Below are 19,304 nucleotides of genomic sequence, written 5' to 3' on the forward strand. Positions count from 1 at the left end.
CCTCGATGCTCTGGCCGTAGGCTGGGTGGGTGAGTCCAAGTGAGTTCCCCGTCACTCCCGACGGCCCGGTCGATTTTGATGATTCCGCGGCCTTCGAGAGCCCTGATCGCCTCGAGGGCGATATCCCCGTGCTGCGCGATCCCATTCTCGTGGCAGCCTTCGAAGGCTGGAACGACGCAGGTGACGCTGCCAGTGGCGCCATCGAGCACCTCGAACTGATCTGGGACGCCCAACCGCTCGCGGAACTCGATTCCGAGGACTATTACGACTATCAGGTCAACCGCCCCACCGTTCGGCAAGTCGACGGCGTCACCCGAGAAATCGTGTGGCCTGCCACACGATTGTCCGTGTGCTCACCGCCCGGCAGCGAGAGCGACATCGTTCTGCTTCACGGCATCGAGCCGAACATGCGTTGGCGAAGCTTCTGCGAAGATCTGCTCGAGCTGATCGACCAACTGAACGTCAAAACGGTAGTCATCCTCGGCGCACTTCTCGCGGACACGCCGCACACCCGCCCGGTACCGGTGACCGGAACCGCCTACAGCAGCGAATCAGCGGCTCGCTTCAACCTCGAGCAGACCCGCTACGAAGGCCCCACCGGAATTACCGGAGTCCTTCAGGACGAGTGCGTCCGAGCCGGCGTGCCAGCCATCTCGTTCTGGGCAGCGGTGCCGCACTACGTGTCTCAACCGCCCAACCCCAAGGCGACGGTGGCGCTTCTGCAGCGAGTCGAAGACGTTCTCGATATCGAGGTACCACTCGGCGAACTGCCCGCTCAATCCGAGGACTGGGAAGAAGCGGTCAACGAAATGACTGCAGACGACGAGGAAATCGGCGAGTACGTGCGGACTCTGGAAGAGCGCGGTGACGCTGAGACCGATATCACAGAGGCAATCGCCAAGATCGACGGCGACGCGATCGCTGCCGAATTCGAGCGTTACCTACGGCGACGGGGCCCCGGTAGTTTCGGTCTGTGAGCAACACTTCTCTCGATGAAAACACGCAGAACCCCAGATCTCTTCGTCTTCGCCTTCAACTGATCGCGCTGTACGCCGGCGGGTTTCTCGGCCCGTTCGGCGGCGGCGTGGTCGCGTCCGTTCTCCCCGAGATCGGCGACGATCTGGGGGTCGGGGCATCTGCGGCCGCGTCGTCGCTCACGGCGTACCTCCTGCCATTTGCGGCATTGATGCTGGTGTCGGGAACCCTCGGCGCACGGTGGGGCAAGGTGCGGACCGTCCGCATTGCGTACGGCGTGTACGTGGCCGCGTCGTTGGCATGTTTCCTGGCTCCGTCGCTGGAGATCTTCCTTGCCGCCCGGGTCCTGCAAGGTAGCGCCAACGCCTTCACCACTCCCCTGTTGCTCGCATCGTTGGCAGCGGCAACGCCACAGGCCCGACTCGGCCGCGCGCTGGGCGCCTTCGGTGCGTTTCAGGCCGCCGGCCAGTCGTCCGCTCCCCTGATCGGCGGCCTCGCAGCCGAATTCGATTGGCGCCTCGCATTTCTCGTCATCGCTATGGTTGCCGGAGTTCTGGGCGCCGTCGGCTTGCCCAAAACCACAGCACCTCCGTCGGCCGCACCCGCCCGACTCCGCGACGCACTGCGGCCGGAAGTGCTGCGGATCGGCGTCGCCGCACTACTCGGCTGGGGCGCACTCGGCGGACTGAGCTTCCTACTGGCATTCCGGTTCGAGGATGAATTCGGCCTCTCGCCCACCATCCGCGGTCTGATGCTGACGCTGTTCGGCCTGGCCGGCATCATCGCCGCCCGACGAGTGGGAATCCTGATCGACCGCATCGGCGCGCGAAAGGCAGTGACCATCGGTGCGATCAGCGGAGCTGTCCTCGTCGCAGTTGTCGGACTCGCGTCCGTCATCCCCGCCATCGCTATCGCCTGGTTTATTGCCGGTATTGCGAGTCAGTTCGTGCTCGTCGGAGTCAATGCAGCGGTGCTCGGCTCGCAGGGCCCGAATCGCGGTGGCGCGGTATCCGTTGTGCAGGCAATGCGATTCGGCGGCGCAGCACTCGCTCCCCTGGCCCTCACACCGATTTACGACGCCTCGTCCATCGCAAGTTTCCTGATCCCTGCAGCTCTACTGGCTGCCGTGGCCCCCTTGATCATGCCCCGGCAGAAACCGTCAGCGTAGACGCCGGCCTGACCCCGGCTGTCGGGGATTGTTGGATTCTTTTTGGCGTCTGAGGTGCGCCGACTAGGCGAAGTGAGGTCGTTGTTACGGATTGTGTCTCCACTAAATATTCGGAAAATCTGGTGTTTCCGTCGTCGACAGATATTGATACAATGGAACAATGAGTGAATCCGAGTCGGAACCCGAGCGCCCCATCGATATTTTTCGGCGATCCGTCGCGATCCTCGAAGAAAATCTGCCCGCCACCTGGTCGCTGTCGACGCAGCGCTCCCCCGACCTGTCGGAGGCGCCTCTCCGTCTCGACCTGCGCTCCCCTGACGGGTCGATCGCCAAATTCGGCGTCTACGCCGCACACGGGGTGCTCAGCAGTGACGTTCCCGGCATCGCCGACCGCTTCCCCACCGGGCTGACCGGGTTCGTCTGCGCCAAATACCTGTCCGAACCGGTGCGTCGCCAACTCGACGCCCATGCACTCTCCTACGCCGACGCGACCGGCAACGTCTCGCTGACCGCCGATCGTCCTGCCGTCTGGGTGCGAGGCCGAGGCGCCGACGCAGATCCGTGGCGCGGCCCCGGACGGCCGTCAGGTCAGCTCGCCGGCGATCCGTCGGCGCGAGTCGTACGGGCGCTCGCCGACTTTGCCCCGCCGCTGGCGATCACCGCTCTGGTTCGCTTGGCCGGCGCATCAACAGGCGCGACATATCGGGTGGTGCAAACCCTCGCGGATCGCGAATTGGTGACCCGACTCCCCCGCGGCGGTATCGCCGACGTCAACTGGCAGAAAATGCTCCGCGAGTGGGCACAGGAATCCGTCGCCAAAGCCCCCACACCGCACGGCTTTCACGCTCCGGACGGACTCGAAGCGCTCTTCGATCAACTCCGCCAGCTCAGCGGGCACATCTATGCCGGCACGGCATCTGTCGCCGCCGCACCGTTCGCCAGATACGCACCCACTCAGCGTGCTCATTTCCACGCCGACAACGTCGACCAGTTTGCCGACGCGCTGGGTCTGCGCCGCGTCGAGACCGGTGCCGATGTGTGGGTCACCGCTCCCCTGTCACCGTCGGTATTCGACCGAATTCTCACCCGCGACGGCATCCGGATCGTGTCGCCGAGCCAGGCCTACGCCGATCTTCTTGTCGGCCCGGATGCCGACGAAGCGGCGGCCGATCACCTCATGGGCTGGATGATCGAGAACGAATCGCAGTGGCGACGCGCCGCCTCCCCAGCCAAGGATCGACCATAGGAAAATTCGGCCGATGGTTTCGCCTACGCTGTCCTGGTGAATGAAACGCATATCGCGGGCGTAGCGACGGCGTACGCGGATACCCATCGACTGAAACTGTTTTCGTTCACGGTCGCCGAGAAGCGCGCCGAGTACCTGTGGGTACTCCGCGCATTCGACCACGCACGCGCCAATTACACGGTCCTGCTTCATTCGGGAACAGTCGCGCAGATCCTCGAGAAGATCGGCGGATCGGACCCTGCCGCTCAATTGTCGTCAGCCGAGATCGCGCCGCTGCTCGATCAGCTCCACGTGTGGGAAATCCTCGAACGCAGCTACGACGGTACCCGCGCCGCGTCGCTAGCCGAGTACCGCAACCGGCATTTCGTGTATCAGTTCGGTCAGGCCGGCTATCAGGTGTACCGGTCCGTCGAGGACGTTCTTGCCGCCAGACTCGACAATTCTTCCCTGTCACGTCTGGCGCTGGCGGATCTTCTGGCCGACATGTCGGAACTGGCCGAAGCAAATCGAACGGCAGACGGCGACCTCATTTTCCGCAAACTCAAGCGCCTCGACTCGACGCTCTCCGACATGGCCGATCGCGCTGCGCACTTCTACCTCACGCTCGGCGATCTTGTTCGGACGACGGAAGTCACACCGCAGGCATTTTTGAACCACAAGGACGCCCTGCTGACGCACATGCGTGAGTTCAGCTCCGACCTCGCGCGGTACGCACCAAAACTCAAGGAAGCCATCGAGCACGTCGAATCGACGGGTGTCGACCGGATGATCCGGCTGGCCGCGGCCAGCGACGAGCGAGTGTTCGTCCCGATTGCCGAACGCGAAGACGACTGGATGGCCCGCTGGCGCGGCTTGACCGCGTGGTTCGTCTCCGCAGAGACCGGGATCAGCGAGTCCGAGCGCCTACGCGAAGGCACCATGAGCGCGATCGCCGCAGTGCTCGCCCTGTTGCGCCGCGTCACGGAAACCCGCCGGGGCGGCATCAGCCGCGAAAGCCAGCTGCGGCACCTCGCCGGATGGTTTGCCGCCACACCGTCGGAGGACGCGGCTCATGCACTGTTCCAGGCCGTGTTCGACCTCGGTCGCCCGCGCCACCTGTCGATGGTTCATCCGGACGCCGACATCATTTCGCACCACCGATCCTGGTGGGAGGCACCGCCCGTCGAAATTGCCCGCACCCTGGCAGAAACGGGACGCCCACCGTCACCGGGTTTGCCCAGCAAGGTCGCCCGCAACGACGGCAGCATCAGACGACTACGCGAAGAACAGCTCGCCGCGCAGCGAACCCGCAGTGCCGCAGCACAATCCCTGGCCACCAACGGTGTGTATCAACGTGAGCTCAACGAGCAGGAGACCGAAGTTTTGCTGAGTTTGCTCAATGCCGCACTCACGGCCCGCGTGCCGGTGGTCGGCCGCGTCAAGAGTTCCACCGGTAGCGAGAACGGGGTGAAACTGACGCTGAGCCCGTCCGACGGTTCCACCACCATCACCACCGCCCGTGGCCGGATGCACCTCGACGGCATCGAGGTCAGCGTTCGATGAGAGCTCGCGAGATCACTCCCCTTGCGCTCGATTCGTATCAGCGAGCCGCGCGGGTCATCCTGTCGAATCACCTGGTTACCACGTCGTATCCGGATCGCGCGGCGCTTCCACTGCTGCGGCGGTGGGCTACGGAACTTCGAGACGACCTCCTGGATCTGTTCGGATACCGCCTCGAAGTCACCGAGACGACGGCCCGGTTGTTCACGGTCTCCGACCGCCTCAACCCGTCGGCACCCGCCCAGACTGCAACCGAGCGCACCTTCGACCGCACCCGATACTCGTACCTCGCACTGTGCCTGGCTGCCTTGGGTCGCGCCGGCAACCAGATCACGTTGTCGGAGTTGGCAGATCACGTGGCTGCCGACGCCGCGCAGGTGGACGGCGTCGAACTGTCCACCGACCGCGGCGCCGATCGTGACGCGTTTGTCGACGCCGTCGGCTGGCTCGGTGTTCGCGGCGCTATCGCATTGGCCGACGGAGACGCGAACGGCTGGGCGTCCAATCCCGAAGCGGGAGAAGCGCTCTACGACATCGACCGGTCCGTCGTCGTAGCACTGTTCCGCCCACCGCGCGCTCTGCAACACCTGCATTCCATTCGCGGGCTCTTGGCTGCCGAAACATCACAGGCGGCGGAGGAAGACGGAGTTCCCGTGGACGCCAAGGCAATCGGTCGACGGGTGCGCCGCGCTCTCGTCGAACGCCCGGTGGTGCTGGCCGGCGAACTGGATCAGCATGAGCTGATCGCGTTAGCCCAACCCAAGACCGCGTCGGACGTCGAAATGCTGACCGGGCTGGTTGCCGAGCGCCGGGCCGAGGGAATCGCGATGATCGATCCCACCGGACGCCTGTCGGACGTGCGTTTTCCCAGCACCGGCACGATCGCCCAGGTCGCACTGCTGCTGGCCGGGGAAATCGCCGATCGAATTCTCGATGTCGACGCGCCGGAACTGCCGAAACTTCCGCTCCCCCTCGAGTCCGACGACCACTTGATCGAGCAACTCGATGCGGCGATCCCCGAGGCCGGAATCTTCGAGGACCTGGCGGACGAGGACGCCGAGCCGGTCGAACCCGCTTCGGAGCCTGCCGATCCCCCGGAACCGGCAACGTATCCCCTGATCGACGACACGTGGCTGGCGGACAAGATCACCGAATTGGTGGATCAGTTCGGCCGGACGTTTGCGGCGCAATGGCAGGCGGATCACAACGGACTACGGAAACACTCGCTCGGCCTGCTGCAGCGATTACGCCTGACGCACGCAGTTCCCGGCGGAGTTCTGGTTCTGCCCGTACTCGCGCGCTACCGCGACGTCGTGGTCAATGTCCGCGAACGCGATCCCCTCATCGATTTTGCGGTCGACAACTCCGCACCCGAGTCCAGTTCCGAATTTTCCGGCAGCACAGAAGAACCAGAGGTAGAAAACGCATGAACAGCGCCCGTTTCCGGCCTACCCGGGCCGGCATCATCAACCTCTGGGATTACCGTGACCAGGAATTCTCCTTCGCCGACGGACGCCTGGTCCTGCGCGGCCCCAACGGCTCCGGCAAGACCAAAGCCCTCGAGGTGCTGTTCCCGTTCGTGTTCGACGGCCGTATCGAGCCGCGTCGGCTCAATCCTTTTGCCGGCGAAGAACGCACTATGAAGTCGAATCTGCTCTACCGCGGACAGGACACCGCGCACTCGTACGTGTGGATGGAGTTTTGCCGCGGCTCACTCGACGACCCCGAAGCCGTCACCGTTGGCATCGGCATGCGTGCGAGCCGCACCAACGACAAGGTCACCCGCTGGTACTTCGTCGCCGACGGCCGGGTGGGTGTCGACTTCTCGCTGATCGGCAGCGACGATCGTCCGCTGACCAAAAAGCAGTTGGCCGAGCAACTGGGCAGTGACGCGATCACGGACCGTCCGCTGGACTACCGCACGGCCATCGACGCGCGCATGTTCGGCCTCGGCGTGCAGCGTTACGACCAGCTGATCAATCTGATCCTGACGCTGCGTCGTCCACAGCTCGCGAAGAACCTTGACCCGAAGGGCCTTTCGCAGGCGCTCACCGACGGTCTGCGTCCGCTCGACGACCAGCTGGTGCTCGAAGCTGCGCGCTCGTTCAGCGACATGGAAGAAGTCGGCCGCGCACTCGAGGGGCTGGCCGCTGCCGACGGTGCAGCGCAGACTTTTATCGGTGTCTACACCAAGTATCTGCGTCAGCAGTCTCGGGGCGAGATCGAACAGGTCGGCGCTCGACTGGCTGCGGTCACCAAAGGTGTTGCCGCCATGGACGAGTCGGCTGTTGCTCAGTTGCGGAGCCGAGAAGCCCGCGCCGCCGCCGAAGAACGATTCAATGCCGCCGAGCAGGCCCTCGATCACGCCCGCGCCAATGTCGAAGCGCTGCAACGCTCGAGCGCGTACGAAGGCAAGCAGCAACTCGACGACCTCGCGCAGGCAGTGGCAACACTGAAATTGTCCACCGAGCAGCAAGCCGACAAGTCCCGCAAGGCGCAGGCAACATTGGCGCAGCGCGGCGACGAAGCCGACAAGGCCACCGCGTCGGTACGCCGCGCCGCCGAAGCACTTTCGCGGGCCGAGGACGAACTGCGCGTCGGCGCCGAAGACGCCGGCATCGTCTGGACACCACTGCCCGACGGATCCCGCAGCGACCAGATCACCGCAGCGGTGCGCGGCCACGCCGAAGAACGCGACGGCGACGTTCGTGCGGTGCGGGCCGCCCTCGCCACTGTCGAAAAGGCCACCACCGAGCGGACCCGCGCCGAGAACTCCTCACGTCGCGGCCAGGAACTCCTCGAATCCGCCAAAGCTGCTGTCCTCGAAGGTGAAGCCGCCGTCGAACTGGCTCGCAGCGAATGTGCCACCGGTCTTCGCTCGTGGTGGACAGGGCATTCGGAACGCTATGCCGCTGCCGGCGCCGATACCTCACTGTTCGAGGCGTTGGACGGAGCCCTGTCGGCGGTCGGTGACGAAGACGCCCCGACGTTGGCGGCCGTGCTCGCCGAACACACCGAGTCCGGAATCGAGGCCCTACGGGAGCGTCGACGCTCTGCGGAAGCGGAAATCGTCGCCTCCCGCGCCTCCGTCACGGCACTGAAAGCCGAACGCAAAGCCGTTTCGGCCGAACACGACGACGCTCCGCCGGCATTCCACGCCCGCACCGACAGCCGCAAGGACCTGCCGGGCGCTCCCTTCTGGAGCCTTGTTCGATTTGCCGAGTCCGTCGAACCCGAGGTCGCCACGGGAATCGAATCCGCACTGCAGGCCGCAAACATGCTGGACGGCTGGGTAGTCCCCGGTGAGCAGCTTCCGGAATTCGTCAGCGAGCAATTCCTCACGGCGCTCCCGGCGAAACAGCGTCCGAAGGGACGCACCCTCGCGGACGTCCTCGAGGTCGAAGGCAGCTCCGACGTCCCCGACGCACAGGTCCAGGGAATTCTCGCCTCGATCAGCCTGGTCGAGAGCGCGGACACCACCACGGCCGCCGTGGCGATCGGCGTCGACGGCCGATTCTGGCAGGGTGTTGTCCACGGACGACACGTCAAGACCGACGCCGAGTACATCGGCACCACGGCCCGCGCGCGTCGCCGCGCTGCCCGGATCACCGAGATCGACGCGGCGCTGGGTGAACTCGACGCGGCAATCGACGCCGGCACGGCTCTGGTGGCGCAAACCAACGAGCAGTTGACTCACCTTGCGGCCGCCGCAAAGGAACTCCCCAAGACCGGCTCGATTCTGCGTGCACTCAAGGCCGTCGCCGAATCCGCGGGCGCATTGCGTACGCGGTCCGAGGCAACCGAGAGCGCACAGCGCGAACTCGACGCGGCGATAGCGGATCTCGCCGCCAAGGAAAAGCAGTTGCGCGCTACGGCGTCGACGCACCGGACCCCGCACGTCGGCCGCGAACTGGATTCATTGGCAGCGGCGATTCGACACTTCGAAAAGCAAGGCGACGTGGCCCTGCGATGCCGGCGCGAGCACGCCAAAGAGGTGGAACTCGAACGCGAATCGAGCGATCGTCTCGACGAGTCACGCACCAACGCCGAGGAATTTGCCGAAGAAGCAGCGATCGCGGAAGAGAGTCTGCTCCAACAGGTCCAACGCCTGGAAACCTTGCGCGACACCCTCGGTGCAAGTGCCGAACAAATCGATCTCGACCTCGCCAAGGCACGCGCCAAGATCGAGGAATGCAAAGTCGACCAACGCGCCGCCCGTAAGGCCTACGACGCGGCCGTGCTCCACATCGGCACCGCTGAAGGCGCGTACAACACGGCCGTCGAGACCCTGCGACACACCCTCACCGAAACACGCAGCGATGCAGAGCAACTCGCGCCCTATGCGCGACCCGATCTGCTGGAACTGCTCGGTATCACCGAACCCCTGAGCTGGCCGGCCAGTTCCGCTGCCTGGATGAGCCCCGATCAACTCGTCTACCGGATCCAGAACGAAGACCGGACCGACGACGCCCCGCACCCGCCGGTACTCCCCGAAGACGTGGACAAGCTGTACCGTGCGCTCGACGCGGCAACGTCGACGGTTCGCGTCACCGACGGCGCCCGCAAGGCCACTCGCACGGCTCTGACGTCCGCGCTGCAGGAATTCGACGCCCAGCTTGCTGCCGCCGGCCAGGACTACCGCCTGCAGTGGGACGCACCGGACGGGCTCACCGTCGTCCGCGTGCAGGACGAGCAGGGACACTCCTCGATCGGCGAGTTCGCGACCCGGATCCACGAAGCGCGCGGCGATCAGGAACAGTTGCTCACCGAATCCGAACGTCGCATTCTCGAAGATGCGCTGCTCACCGGTCTGGCCCAGCAGATTCACGAACGCACCGTCGACGCCCGCGAACTCATCGCGCAGATGGGCACCGAAATGCGTGAGCGGCACATGTCGTCCGGCAACACCATCGGCGTCCACTGGGTTCTGGCCGACAACCTCGACGAGAGCTCGCGGGCCATCTCCAAACTGCTCGATCGAGATGCGTCGGCGCTGGGCGTGGACGAGTTGGCGACCCTGCGCGCACATTTCGCGACGCAGATTCGCACTACCCGGGCGGCGCACCCCGAGCGGTCGTACCCGGAGATCTTGTCGTCGGCACTCGACTACCGTCAGTGGCGATTCTTCTCCTTCACCCTCATCAGCGGCGAAGGCAAGGAAGACAGGCTCACCGTCGCCCGGCACAGCGCCCTGTCCGGCGGCGAGCAGTCGGTGTCACTGCATCTGCCACTCTTCGCGGCTGCGCACGTCATGCTCGATTCGGCCGATCCGCACGCGCCGAGACTCCTCGCACTCGACGAGGCCTTTGCCGGCGTCGACGACAACGGTCGAAGCGAGTTGTTGGGATTAAGCGTCCAGTTCGATCTGGACCTCTTCATGACGGGGTACGACCTGTGGATCACGTACGCCGACGTACCGGGGTGCGCGCACTACGACCTGGCGCACTCCACGGCCGAGCAAGCCGTCAGCGCCGCGCTACTGGTGTGGTCGAACGGTGAACTGCTCGCCGAGCACGACGGAACGGACTTGGCGCGAGCTCTCGGATCTCCGCTGCGCCGAAGGGTGCCCACCCCTGCCGAGGGTGCACTCGACTACGCCTAGCACCGTGCGCCTTTGTTAACCGCCCGCGGTTAACAAAGGCACACAGCATGTCGTCTCGGAATGGGAAGCACCCAGGATGGGTACGCGATTCTCAACCATGAGCGCGAATCCCCCGAGACGGAGGCGACATGAAGAAAACCATCGCAACAATCATGATCGTGGGTGCAGTCTCGACAGTGTGTGCCTGCGGAAGCGACGATGACGCGCAGAACCCGGACAACGGTCGCGCCAGTCAAGTAACGATGAAAATGCCTGCCGGAACGTCGACCGGCGATATGAGCGCTGTGAATCAGGGGAAACTCACGGCATTTGTTGTTGCGTTCCGCACCCGCTACCCGGATCTTTCACGGGATCGAGACGACCAGGACATCAAGGAAATCGTCCTCGACACATGTGACGACATTGCCGATGGCGACACCAAACAACAAGTCAGCGACGAAATACGCGATCAGGCCGAGCACAACGGCCTTGTTCCGACCCAAGCCCAAATCGACGAGATCTACGACATGGTCGTACCGGCGTGCCCGTGAAAGCACGCTGTGCGCCTTTGTTAACCGCCCGCGGTTAACAAAGGCGCACAGCAGATACTTCAGCGCAGCGAAATACCCAGCAGAGCGTCGACGGCATCGGCGAACTCGCCTGGTGCCTGTGCGTCGGATCCCCCACCTTCGATTGCGCGGCGTGCCCAACCATCGAGGGCGTCGAGAGCCTTGGGGGTGTCGAGATCGTCGGCGAGATGCTGACGCAGACGGGCGACGGTGTCCGTGGCGGACGCAGCGGTATTCAGGGCCGCTGCCTCACGCCAGACCTTCAGACGCGCCTGAGCGTCCTCGAGGACCTGTTCGGTCCAGGCCCGGTCCTGGCGGTAGTGACCGGAGAGCAGTCCGAGACGGATCGCTGCGGGGTCGACTCCTTCGCCACGAAGTTTCGAGACGAACACGAGGTTGCCGCGACTCTTCGACATCTTCTCGCCGTCCAGACCGATCATGCCGGTGTGGACGTAGTGACGCGCAAAACGGCGATCGCCCGTGGCGCATTCGGCGTGTGCTGCCGAGAACTCGTGGTGCGGGAAGATGAGGTCGCTGCCGCCGCCCTGGACGTCGAAGCCGGAGCCGATGCGGTTGAGTGCGATGGCCGCGCACTCGATGTGCCAGCCGGGGCGACCCGGTCCGAACGGTGACGGCCATGACGGCTCGCCCGGACGCACGGCCCGCCACACGAGCGCGTCGAGCGGATTACGCTTGCCGGCGCGATCCGGATCGCCGCCGCGCTCGGCGAAGAACTTCTCCATCGTCTCGCGGTCGTAGCCGGATTCGTACCCGAACTGCTCGGTGGCGTCGGCCCGGAAGTAGACGTCGGGGAACTCGGCGTCGTCGACGATGTACGCAGCGCCGGACGCGACGAACTTCTCGACGAGTTCGACAACTTCGTTGATCGATTCGACCGCGCCGATGTAGTCCTTGGGCGGAAGCACGCGCAGTGCCTCCATGTCTTCCCGGAACAACGCTGTCTCGCGCATCCCGAGAACCATCCAGTCTTCGCCGTCGCGGTTGGCGCGTTCGAAGAGCGGATCATCCACGTCGGTCACGTTCTGGACGTAGTGAACGTCGTGTCCGGCGTCGCGCCAGATGCGGTTCACGAGGTCGAAGGTGAGGTACGTGGCGGCGTGCCCAAGATGGGTGGCGTCGTACGGGGTGATGCCACAGACATACATTGTGGCGGTCTTCCCGGGGGTAACCGGACGAACCTGACGGTCGGCTGTGTCGTACAGCCGCAACGGCGGACCCTGACCAGGTACGGACGGGAGTGCGGTATCGGACCAAGACTGCATACTGGCGAGCCTAGTGGAGACTCGTCGACGGCTCGGAAGGTGCTGGCTGATCTGGCACCGGTTCGGGCGCTGACGCCAGTTTGCTCGGCCACCAGATTTTCTGCCCGATGTCGTAGGTCAGCGCCGGGACCAGCAGCGATCGGACGATGAGCGCGTCGAGGAGCACACCGAAGGCCACGATGAAGGCAATCTGCGCGAGGAACAACAGCGGGATCACAGCCAAGGCCGAGAAGGTTGCTGCCAGAACAACTCCGGCGGACGTGATCACACCGCCGGTGACGGTCAGTCCGCGGAGCGCGCCGGCCCGCGTGCCGATCTTCTGCGCCTCTTCCCGAACTCTGGTCATCAAGAAGATGTTGTAGTCGATCCCGAGTGCGACCAGGAACACGAACGCGAACAGCGGCACCACCGGATCTGCGCCGGGGAATCCGAAGACGTGATCGAACACGAGCGACGAAATACCCAGTGTCGCAGCAAAAGAGAGCACAACCGTGCCCATCAGCAGCAGCGGCGCAAGGAGTGATCTCAGTAACAGTGCGAGGATCACGAAGACAACAAGCACAACCACGGGAATGATCAGCGTGCGGTCGCGGGTCGACGTGGTCTTGGTGTCGAGATCCGTTGCGGTGACTCCACCGACCAAGGCGTTGGCCCCTTCGACGGAGTGGACTGAATCACGTAGTCGCACAATCGTGTTTTCGGCCTCGATCGAATCTGCGGCATCGGTCAGCGTCGCCTCGAGCGAGACACGGCCGTCGACGACGAGCGGCGCTCCCCCGTTCTGCACGACAGTGACGTCACTGACTCCGTCGACTCGACCTGCCGCGACTACAGCATCCAGCTGATCCGCATCAGCGATCACGATTGCCGGGGAACCTGATCCGGCGTCGAAGTGATCACCGAGAATCTCCTGGCCCGCCACCGAGTCCACGTCGAGCAGAAAGACGTCGGACGACGCCACACCGCTGGCCTTGAACTGCGGCATCATCAGCGCGAAGAGCACCAGCACCAGCGTCGACGCGACCCAGAAGCGGCGCGGATGCCGCCCGATGCGGGCTGCAAGTCCGGCCCAGAAACGGTGATCGTTCGCCTCGTCGTGATGCGCGACGTCGGCGTCGAACTTCGGCTTCGTCGGCCAGTATGCGGTGCGGCCGAACAGAACCAGGATGGCAGGCAGGAATGTCATCGAGGCGAGGAACGACGCGGCGATTCCGATGGCAGCGACCGGCCCCAGACCGCGGTTCGAGTTCAGGTCCGACAGCAACAGGCACAGAACACCCGCGATCACGGTGCCGGCTGATGCCGCGACGGGTTCCAGCGTGGCACGCCACGCCACCCGCATCGCCGAGTATTTGTCCTGCTCGATACGCAGTTCCTCGCGGTAGCGCGAGACGAGCAGCAGCGCATAGTCGGTCGCGGCGCCGAACACCAGGATGAACAGGATGCCCTGGCTCTGACCGTTCAACGCGATGACGTCGGCGTCCGCCAGCAGATACACCAACAGACTCGACAAGCCGAGCGCGAAGACCGCCGAGAAAATGACAACAAACGGCAGGATTGGACTGCGATACACCACGATCAAGATCAGAATCACGACTGATCCGGCCACCAACAACAGCAGACCGTCGATACCGGCAAATGCGGCAGAGAGATCAGCGACCTGACCGGCCGGACCGGTCACCAGTACGGTCAACCCCTCCGGCGCAGATTCGAGCGCGGCGCGCAGTTCCTTCACCGAGGTCTTGACCTCGACGGTGCTGTCGATCGGCAGGAACAGCTGCAACGCCTGACCGTCCGCCGACGGAATCGCGGGCGAGCTCGCGTCACCGAATCCTTCGGTGCCGACAAACTTTCCGACGGTGTCCGTCAGGAAGGTGCTGTCGCCACTCTGCAATCCGCCCGAGCGTTCTGCGACGACAATCGCCGGAACGAATCGTGTATCGGTGAAACCTTCCTGGAGCTTCGACACCTCGGTTGCTTCCGCCGATGCGGGCAGGAAGGACGTGTTGTCGTTCTGCTGCACTGTGCTCAGTTTTCCGGCAAACGGCCCACCGAAACCTCCGATCGCCAACCAGCCGATTACCAGCAGAGCTGGCACAATCCATCTCAGGCGACGACGCGTACTCGTGGGTGTGCTCACGGTTTCTCCTGAGCTCGGGTTGGCTGATGCGTGGTGGTCCCCTATTTTGTTCAGTAAGCTGAACAATTGCAAACGGAAGGCAGGAGAGTGGCCGAGGACGGGCTCGAAAACTGGCCGACAGGCCGCTTGTTGTCCACTGCGGCGCGCCTCGTCGAACACTCATGGGAACAGGTCCTACGCAGCCAGGACATGACGCACGCCGGCCTGATAGTCCTGCATTCCATCGCCACGTCCCCCGCATCGCAGCGGGACATCGCCAAAACGGCTCGGGTCACCGACCAGACGATGAGTCGGACCGTCGATCGCCTTGAGCGAGCCGGGTACGTCACCCGGGACACCGATCCACGCGACGAACGCCGACGCCTCATCGCCATCACCGCGTCCGGCCGGGCAACCTACGAACGTCTACTCGAACTCGAAAAGGACGAAGCCGCCCTCGCCTTCGGTTTCAGCGATGTTTCGGCACTGCGCGAACAGCTACTTCGGCTGGTTCGGTCCCCGGAACTCAATCCCAAGTACAACGAAAACTAGAACGCCGGCCACGGGATCGTTCGATGCCCGTTCGGCACGGGCATGACTGCTGACAGAGTCAGTTCGCGCGCCCGCTGAGCCAGCGCCGCGATTTCGTCGTCTGTGACCAGTTCCGAGAGTTCGTCACCGAAACGACCGTCGACGGTTGTCACGAACTCCGCGACATCCGCGATCAACGGCCCGGGAACTTGTTGTCCCGCCCAGCCCCACAACACAGTGCGCAGTTTGTTGTCCGTGTGCATGCAGATGCCGTGATCGACGCCGTACACGGAGCCGTCGATCCCTTCGAGGGCGTGACCGCCCTTGCGATCTGCGTTGTTGATGAGAAGATCGAGGACTGCCATCCGCTGAAGCCGCGGATCATCGGCGTGAATCAGCGACACCGGTTCCCCCGCGGAATCGAACGCCTGCAGAACCTCGAACCATCCCGCCGGAACATTGTCCGGGCTACAGAGATCCACGATCTCCGGCGGGCCGAGCACATCAGCGGAACGGTCGACGGTGTCGATCCATTTCTGCACCATTCCCGGACCAAAAGGTCCGTCGCGCAAGACCGTTCGCGGGATAACACCCCACCCCAGAGCTTCCGACACCAGATACGAGGCTACTTCGCGTCCCGCGAGAGTCCCGTCCGGGAAGTCCCACAACGGGCGCTCGCCGCGCACCGGCTTGTAGACGACCCGCATCGACTCGTCGCCGAGAACGGCGTCGCACACCAGGGTTGCATTGCTGGCAGTGGTGATCTGACCGATCACTGTCAGCTCGCCCTCGAGTTGGACGTCCACGCCGGATGGCCTCGACACCGCTCAGTCCTCGTCGGAGTCTGCGTCGTCGATCGCGAATCCGAAGGAATCACCGCGCCGATAGCCGTTTGTCCTGACGCAGATATGTCCGTCCGGAGCGAGGGGTTCGCCGCACAGCGGACACGGCGCACGACCGGCGGCGATCACTCGCTCGGATCGCAGCGAGAATTCGCGCGCCTGCTCCGGGGTCAAGAACACGCGGACCGCGTCGGGTCCGTCGTCCGAATCGTCGAGCACTACCGACTCGTCGAACTCGGTTTCGCTTACTGCAAGAAGTTCCACCACGACGGCACCGGCATCGGCGTCCCAGCCCAATCCCATCGTGCCGACGCGAAATTCGGCATCGAGTGGAGTAACCAGCGGACTGAGGTCGGTGATGTCACCGGCTTCCGGTGGAACCTCGGTGCCGAAACGGCGATGCACCTCTTCGAGGAGTAGCCCCATCCGGTCGGCCAGTACCTGCACCTGCTGCTTTTCGAGCAACACGCTCACAACTCGTGCCTCGTGCACGGCTTGGAGATAGAAAGACCTGTCACCGGGTTCTCCCACGGTCCCTGCGACAAATCGGTCAGGGGTGCGAAATACGTGAATCGCGCGCGACATTGCACCTCCTCGAATTCGAGCGGAACTTCCCTGGATACCCATTATCCGTCACGATCACACTCCGACCTCGCCGCCTGGCACGGATTCCTGCTCAGGCGCGGAGCCATTGGTGGCCGCCTTGGCCTGACCGATCGCCGCCAATGCGTCTCCCGTGTCGTTGACCCGAAGCACGAAGGGCGAGGTGGTGGAATACCGGATCACACTCATCGACGCCGGTTCCGCAACGATGCGCTGGAACGAGTCGAGATGCATCGCGTACGCGTCTGCCAGTACGGATTTGATGACGTCGCCGTGTGTACAGGCAATCCAGACGACATCCTTGCCGTGCTCCGTGGCAAGCCTTCTGTCGTGTTCACGAATCGCGGCTACCGCCCGCGCTTGCACCTGCGCCAGACCTTCACCGTCGGGAAAGACGGCGCCCGATGCGTGCCGCTGCACAACCTTCCACAGCGGTTCCTCGAGCAAGTCCTTCAGCGGCCGACCGGTCCACTGGCCGTAGTCCACCTCGACGAGGCGCTCCTCGACGACGGGGGTCAATCCGCGGTCGGCGGCAAGCGGACCCACCGTCTGCTCACACCGCAGCAGCGGCGAGCGGACGATCTCGGCAATGTCGAGACCCACCAACCTGTCGACAACGCCGTCGGCCTGTTTCCGGCCGTGATCGTCGAGTTCCACACCCGGCGTTCGACCGGCAAGTGTGTGGGCCGTATTGGACGTCGACCGCCCGTGCCGCAGAAGGACAACTGTCATGCCATAACCCTAATGGGGCGGGGCAGGGAGCGGCGGACGGTCGACGTCGAAACCGGCGTTATGTCGCGGACACAACCCCTGTGGCCAGCAGCGCAAGGACGACTACGCCGAGAGCGATTCTGTACCCGACGAACCAATACATCGAATGATTGACCACAAACTTGAGCAACCACGCAATGGCCGCGTAGCCGACAGCAAATGCGATGACCGTCGCGACGAACAGCTGGGGGCCACTGGCGTTCAGCCCCTCGCCCGCAGGTTCGAAGGCGTCCGGAAGGCTGAAGAGCCCCGACGCGAGCACCGCCGGGATAGCCAACAGGAACGAATAGCGTGCAGCGGCCTCACGCGTAAGTCCGAGAAACAGACCAGCGCTGATGGTTCCACCCGAACGGGACACCCCGGGGATGAGGGCAAGCGCCTGCGCCGAACCCATGATGATGCCGTCACGCGCTGTGAGAGATTCGATGGGTCGGGACTTACGTCCGTAGTACTCGGCGGCTGCGATAACGAGCGCAAACACGATGAGCATCGTCGCGATCAACCACAAATTGCGTGCGCCGGTACGGATTTGGTCCTTGAACAGGAAACCGAGAACACCGACGGGAATAGTACCGATGATGACGTACCAACCCATGCGGTAATCGAGGTCACCGCGATGCTCGGCATGGAACAACCCGCGGAACCATGCGGTGACGATCCTCACGATGTCGCGCGCAAAATAGATCAGGACCGCAAGTTCGGTGCCGAGCTGAGTCACCGCGGTGAAGGACGCACCGGCATCACTTCCGAAGAAGATCTCGGAGACGATACGCAGATGCCCCGACGACGAGACGGGAAGAAATTCGGTCAATCCCTGCACGAGTCCCAGGACCATGGCCTGTAGCCATGTCATTGCCTCACCCATCAGAGAACCGCCTGCACAAATTTTTCGAACCGGACTGATTCGAATGGGATTACTACACAACAGTTTCGTGGGGCGAGTTCACTTTTCACTGGCGTCACGCTACCGGGGCGTCGCCTGACGTGCCGAGTCCGGCACGCTGATGCCCGAATCCCCCGAGTTCGGTCGGGCGAGCACTAGTCTGCACGTGGTGAGAACTCCCGGGTGCGACGCACGCACTCGGGTCGGGCGTGAGATGGACGGCATTGATGAAACACAGATCAGTCGGAACGAGCGGACTTCGGGTGTCTCGACTTGGGCTCGGCACACTGACCTGGGGACGCGACACGGACGGCGACGAGGCCGCCGCACAACTTCTGGCTTTCGCGGAGGCCGGCGGAACCCTGGTCGACAGCTCCCCCGCGTACGGTGACGGCGCCGCGCAACGACTCCTCGCCGAACTTCTCGACGACGTCGTCCCCCGCGACGAACTGATCGTCAGCTCGAGCGCCGGGATCAATCCCAACCCGATCGGCACGGATCGCGTCGACTGCTCACGGCGTGGCCTGCTCCGCCAATTGGACGCAACACTGCGCGAACTCGGCACCGATTACCTCGACATGTGGCAGGTCGCGACCTGGGATCCACTGACCCCGGTCGACGAGGTCGCGGCAACTCTCGACTACGCGGTCTCGAGCGGCAAAGTGCGCTACGTCGGCGTGCGCGGATACCTGGGCTGGCAGTTGGCTACCGCTGTCGGCGCTTGCGGCACAACAACTCTCACCGCCACCCAAGCCGAGTACTCACTCTTGGCTCGCGGCGTCGAAGAGGAATTGTTTGCCGCAGCATCACACCACGGCGTCGGCGTGTTTGCGGCTGTCCCCCTCGCCGGCGGCGTTCTCACCGGCAAGTACCGGGGCGGGATTCCCGTCGATTCCCGCGGGGCCGACGAGGCTCATTCCGGCCACGTACAGAGCTATCTCACCGATTCCTCGGTACGGGTTGTCGACGCGGTCGTTACAGCCGCCGACGGTCTGGGTACCTCACCGTTGGCTGTTGCCTTGGCGTGGGCTCGCGATCGCCCGGGAGTTGCCAGCGCCGTAGTCGGCACTCGGGATCTCGCGCAACTGACCGGTGTGCTGGTAGCCGAGGAACTCGAGTTGCCCGCTGCGATCGCTGCAGCACTCGACGACGTGAGTGCGTAACTGCAGGTCTCACTCATCGAAATACCCGAAT

15 protein-coding genes are annotated in these 19,304 nt (G+C 64.0%); 9 read left to right on the forward strand and 6 right to left on the reverse strand.

What is annotated here, in order from left to right; all coding sequences use genetic code 11:
• Window positions 1-29: 29 nt before the first annotated feature.
• The 7 genes from ACFRFQ_RS09615 (at window position 30) to ACFRFQ_RS09645 (ending at window position 11,060) form a co-directional block, all read left to right on the forward strand.
• Entirely contained in the window at window positions 30-977 is a 948-nt protein-coding gene (locus ACFRFQ_RS09615) for a PAC2 family protein (RefSeq protein ID WP_378656122.1), read from the forward strand.
• The gene (locus ACFRFQ_RS09620) at window positions 974-2,143 is read left to right on the forward strand and encodes an MFS transporter (RefSeq protein ID WP_378656125.1); all 1,170 of its coding nucleotides are present in this window, start codon (window positions 974-976) and stop codon (window positions 2,141-2,143) included. The genes ACFRFQ_RS09615 and ACFRFQ_RS09620 overlap by 4 nt, the downstream gene beginning before the upstream one ends.
• A 160-nt stretch (window positions 2,144-2,303) precedes the next feature.
• Complete coding sequence (locus ACFRFQ_RS09625) at window positions 2,304-3,389, forward strand: helix-turn-helix domain-containing protein (protein WP_378656127.1); 1,086 nt, start codon at window positions 2,304-2,306, stop codon at window positions 3,387-3,389.
• Between the two features lie 90 nt (window positions 3,390-3,479).
• Complete coding sequence (locus tag ACFRFQ_RS09630; protein WP_378656330.1) at window positions 3,480-4,931, forward strand: TIGR02677 family protein; 1,452 nt, start codon at window positions 3,480-3,482, stop codon at window positions 4,929-4,931.
• Entirely contained in the window at window positions 4,928-6,358 is a 1,431-nt protein-coding gene (locus tag ACFRFQ_RS09635) for a DUF2398 family protein (RefSeq protein ID WP_138868800.1), read from the forward strand. The genes ACFRFQ_RS09630 and ACFRFQ_RS09635 overlap by 4 nt, the downstream gene beginning before the upstream one ends.
• Window positions 6,355-10,530 (forward strand): TIGR02680 family protein, encoded by a 4,176-nt coding sequence (locus ACFRFQ_RS09640; protein WP_378656130.1) that lies wholly within the window; start codon window positions 6,355-6,357, stop codon window positions 10,528-10,530. Before ACFRFQ_RS09635 ends, ACFRFQ_RS09640 begins: the two co-directional genes overlap by 4 nt.
• Before the next feature lie 128 nt (window positions 10,531-10,658).
• Window positions 10,659-11,060 (forward strand): hypothetical protein, encoded by a 402-nt coding sequence (locus ACFRFQ_RS09645; protein WP_378656133.1) that lies wholly within the window; start codon window positions 10,659-10,661, stop codon window positions 11,058-11,060.
• Between the two features lie 59 nt (window positions 11,061-11,119).
• On the opposite strand, the gene mshC is transcribed toward ACFRFQ_RS09645, so the two are convergent.
• Together mshC and ACFRFQ_RS09655 are read right to left on the reverse strand one after the other, a co-directional pair.
• Window positions 11,120-12,361: a cysteine--1-D-myo-inosityl 2-amino-2-deoxy-alpha-D-glucopyranoside ligase gene (gene mshC / locus ACFRFQ_RS09650; RefSeq protein WP_378656136.1), complete on the reverse strand. Its 1,242-nt coding sequence runs from the start codon at window positions 12,359-12,361 to the stop codon at window positions 11,120-11,122.
• A gap of 10 nt (window positions 12,362-12,371) precedes the next feature.
• The gene (locus ACFRFQ_RS09655) at window positions 12,372-14,501 is read right to left on the reverse strand and encodes an MMPL family transporter (protein ID WP_378656138.1); all 2,130 of its coding nucleotides are present in this window, start codon (window positions 14,499-14,501) and stop codon (window positions 12,372-12,374) included.
• A gap of 87 nt (window positions 14,502-14,588) precedes the next feature.
• On the opposite strand from ACFRFQ_RS09655, the gene ACFRFQ_RS09660 reads away from it, so the two are divergent.
• Complete coding sequence (locus ACFRFQ_RS09660; RefSeq protein WP_378656140.1) at window positions 14,589-15,032, forward strand: MarR family winged helix-turn-helix transcriptional regulator; 444 nt, start codon at window positions 14,589-14,591, stop codon at window positions 15,030-15,032.
• Here the strand turns inward: ACFRFQ_RS09660 and ACFRFQ_RS09665 are convergent.
• Genes ACFRFQ_RS09665 through ACFRFQ_RS09680 form a run of 4 tightly spaced genes read right to left on the reverse strand, consistent with a single transcriptional unit; the run spans window position 15,029 to window position 18,092 of the window.
• Window positions 15,029-15,835, reverse strand: a complete 807-nt coding sequence (locus ACFRFQ_RS09665) for an SCO1664 family protein (protein ID WP_378656142.1) — start codon at window positions 15,833-15,835, stop codon at window positions 15,029-15,031. The two genes, ACFRFQ_RS09660 and ACFRFQ_RS09665, sit on opposite strands and share 4 nt — an antisense overlap.
• A gap of 3 nt (window positions 15,836-15,838) precedes the next feature.
• Window positions 15,839-16,438 (reverse strand): DUF3090 domain-containing protein, encoded by a 600-nt coding sequence (locus ACFRFQ_RS09670; protein ID WP_138868808.1) that lies wholly within the window; start codon window positions 16,436-16,438, stop codon window positions 15,839-15,841.
• A 54-nt stretch (window positions 16,439-16,492) separates the two neighbouring features.
• Window positions 16,493-17,188, reverse strand: a complete 696-nt coding sequence (locus tag ACFRFQ_RS09675) for a histidine phosphatase family protein (protein WP_378656145.1) — start codon at window positions 17,186-17,188, stop codon at window positions 16,493-16,495.
• A 58-nt stretch (window positions 17,189-17,246) separates the two neighbouring features.
• A complete protein-coding gene (locus ACFRFQ_RS09680) occupies window positions 17,247-18,092 on the reverse strand; it encodes an undecaprenyl-diphosphate phosphatase (RefSeq protein WP_378656148.1) in 846 nt (281 codons plus the stop codon).
• Between the two features lie 245 nt (window positions 18,093-18,337).
• On the opposite strand from ACFRFQ_RS09680, the gene ACFRFQ_RS09685 reads away from it, so the two are divergent.
• Entirely contained in the window at window positions 18,338-19,273 is a 936-nt protein-coding gene (locus ACFRFQ_RS09685) for an aldo/keto reductase (RefSeq protein ID WP_378656151.1), read from the forward strand.
• Window positions 19,274-19,304: the final 31 nt, after the last annotated feature.

The organism is Rhodococcus sp. NPDC056743 (assembly GCF_042790355.1).
Lineage (GTDB): Bacteria > Actinomycetota > Actinomycetes > Mycobacteriales > Mycobacteriaceae > Rhodococcus_F.

Excerpts from the sequence above, each read along its gene's own strand:
- ACFRFQ_RS09625 (WP_378656127.1), top strand. The coding sequence starts at position 2,304 with ATGAGTGAATCCGAGTCGGAACCCGAGCGCCCCATCGATATTTTTCGG.
- ACFRFQ_RS09635 (WP_138868800.1), top strand. The coding sequence starts at position 4,928 with ATGAGAGCTCGCGAGATCACTCCCCTTGCGCTCGATTCGTATCAGCGA.
- ACFRFQ_RS09640 (WP_378656130.1), top strand. The coding sequence starts at position 6,355 with ATGAACAGCGCCCGTTTCCGGCCTACCCGGGCCGGCATCATCAACCTC.
- ACFRFQ_RS09645 (WP_378656133.1), top strand. The coding sequence starts at position 10,659 with ATGAAGAAAACCATCGCAACAATCATGATCGTGGGTGCAGTCTCGACA.
- mshC (WP_378656136.1), bottom strand. The coding sequence starts at position 12,361 with ATGCAGTCTTGGTCCGATACCGCACTCCCGTCCGTACCTGGTCAGGGT.
- ACFRFQ_RS09670 (WP_138868808.1), bottom strand. The coding sequence starts at position 16,438 with ATGTCGCGCGCGATTCACGTATTTCGCACCCCTGACCGATTTGTCGCA.
- ACFRFQ_RS09675 (WP_378656145.1), bottom strand. The coding sequence starts at position 17,188 with ATGACAGTTGTCCTTCTGCGGCACGGGCGGTCGACGTCCAATACGGCC.
- ACFRFQ_RS09680 (WP_378656148.1), bottom strand. The coding sequence starts at position 18,092 with ATGGGTGAGGCAATGACATGGCTACAGGCCATGGTCCTGGGACTCGTG.
- ACFRFQ_RS09685 (WP_378656151.1), top strand. The coding sequence starts at position 18,338 with ATGAAACACAGATCAGTCGGAACGAGCGGACTTCGGGTGTCTCGACTT.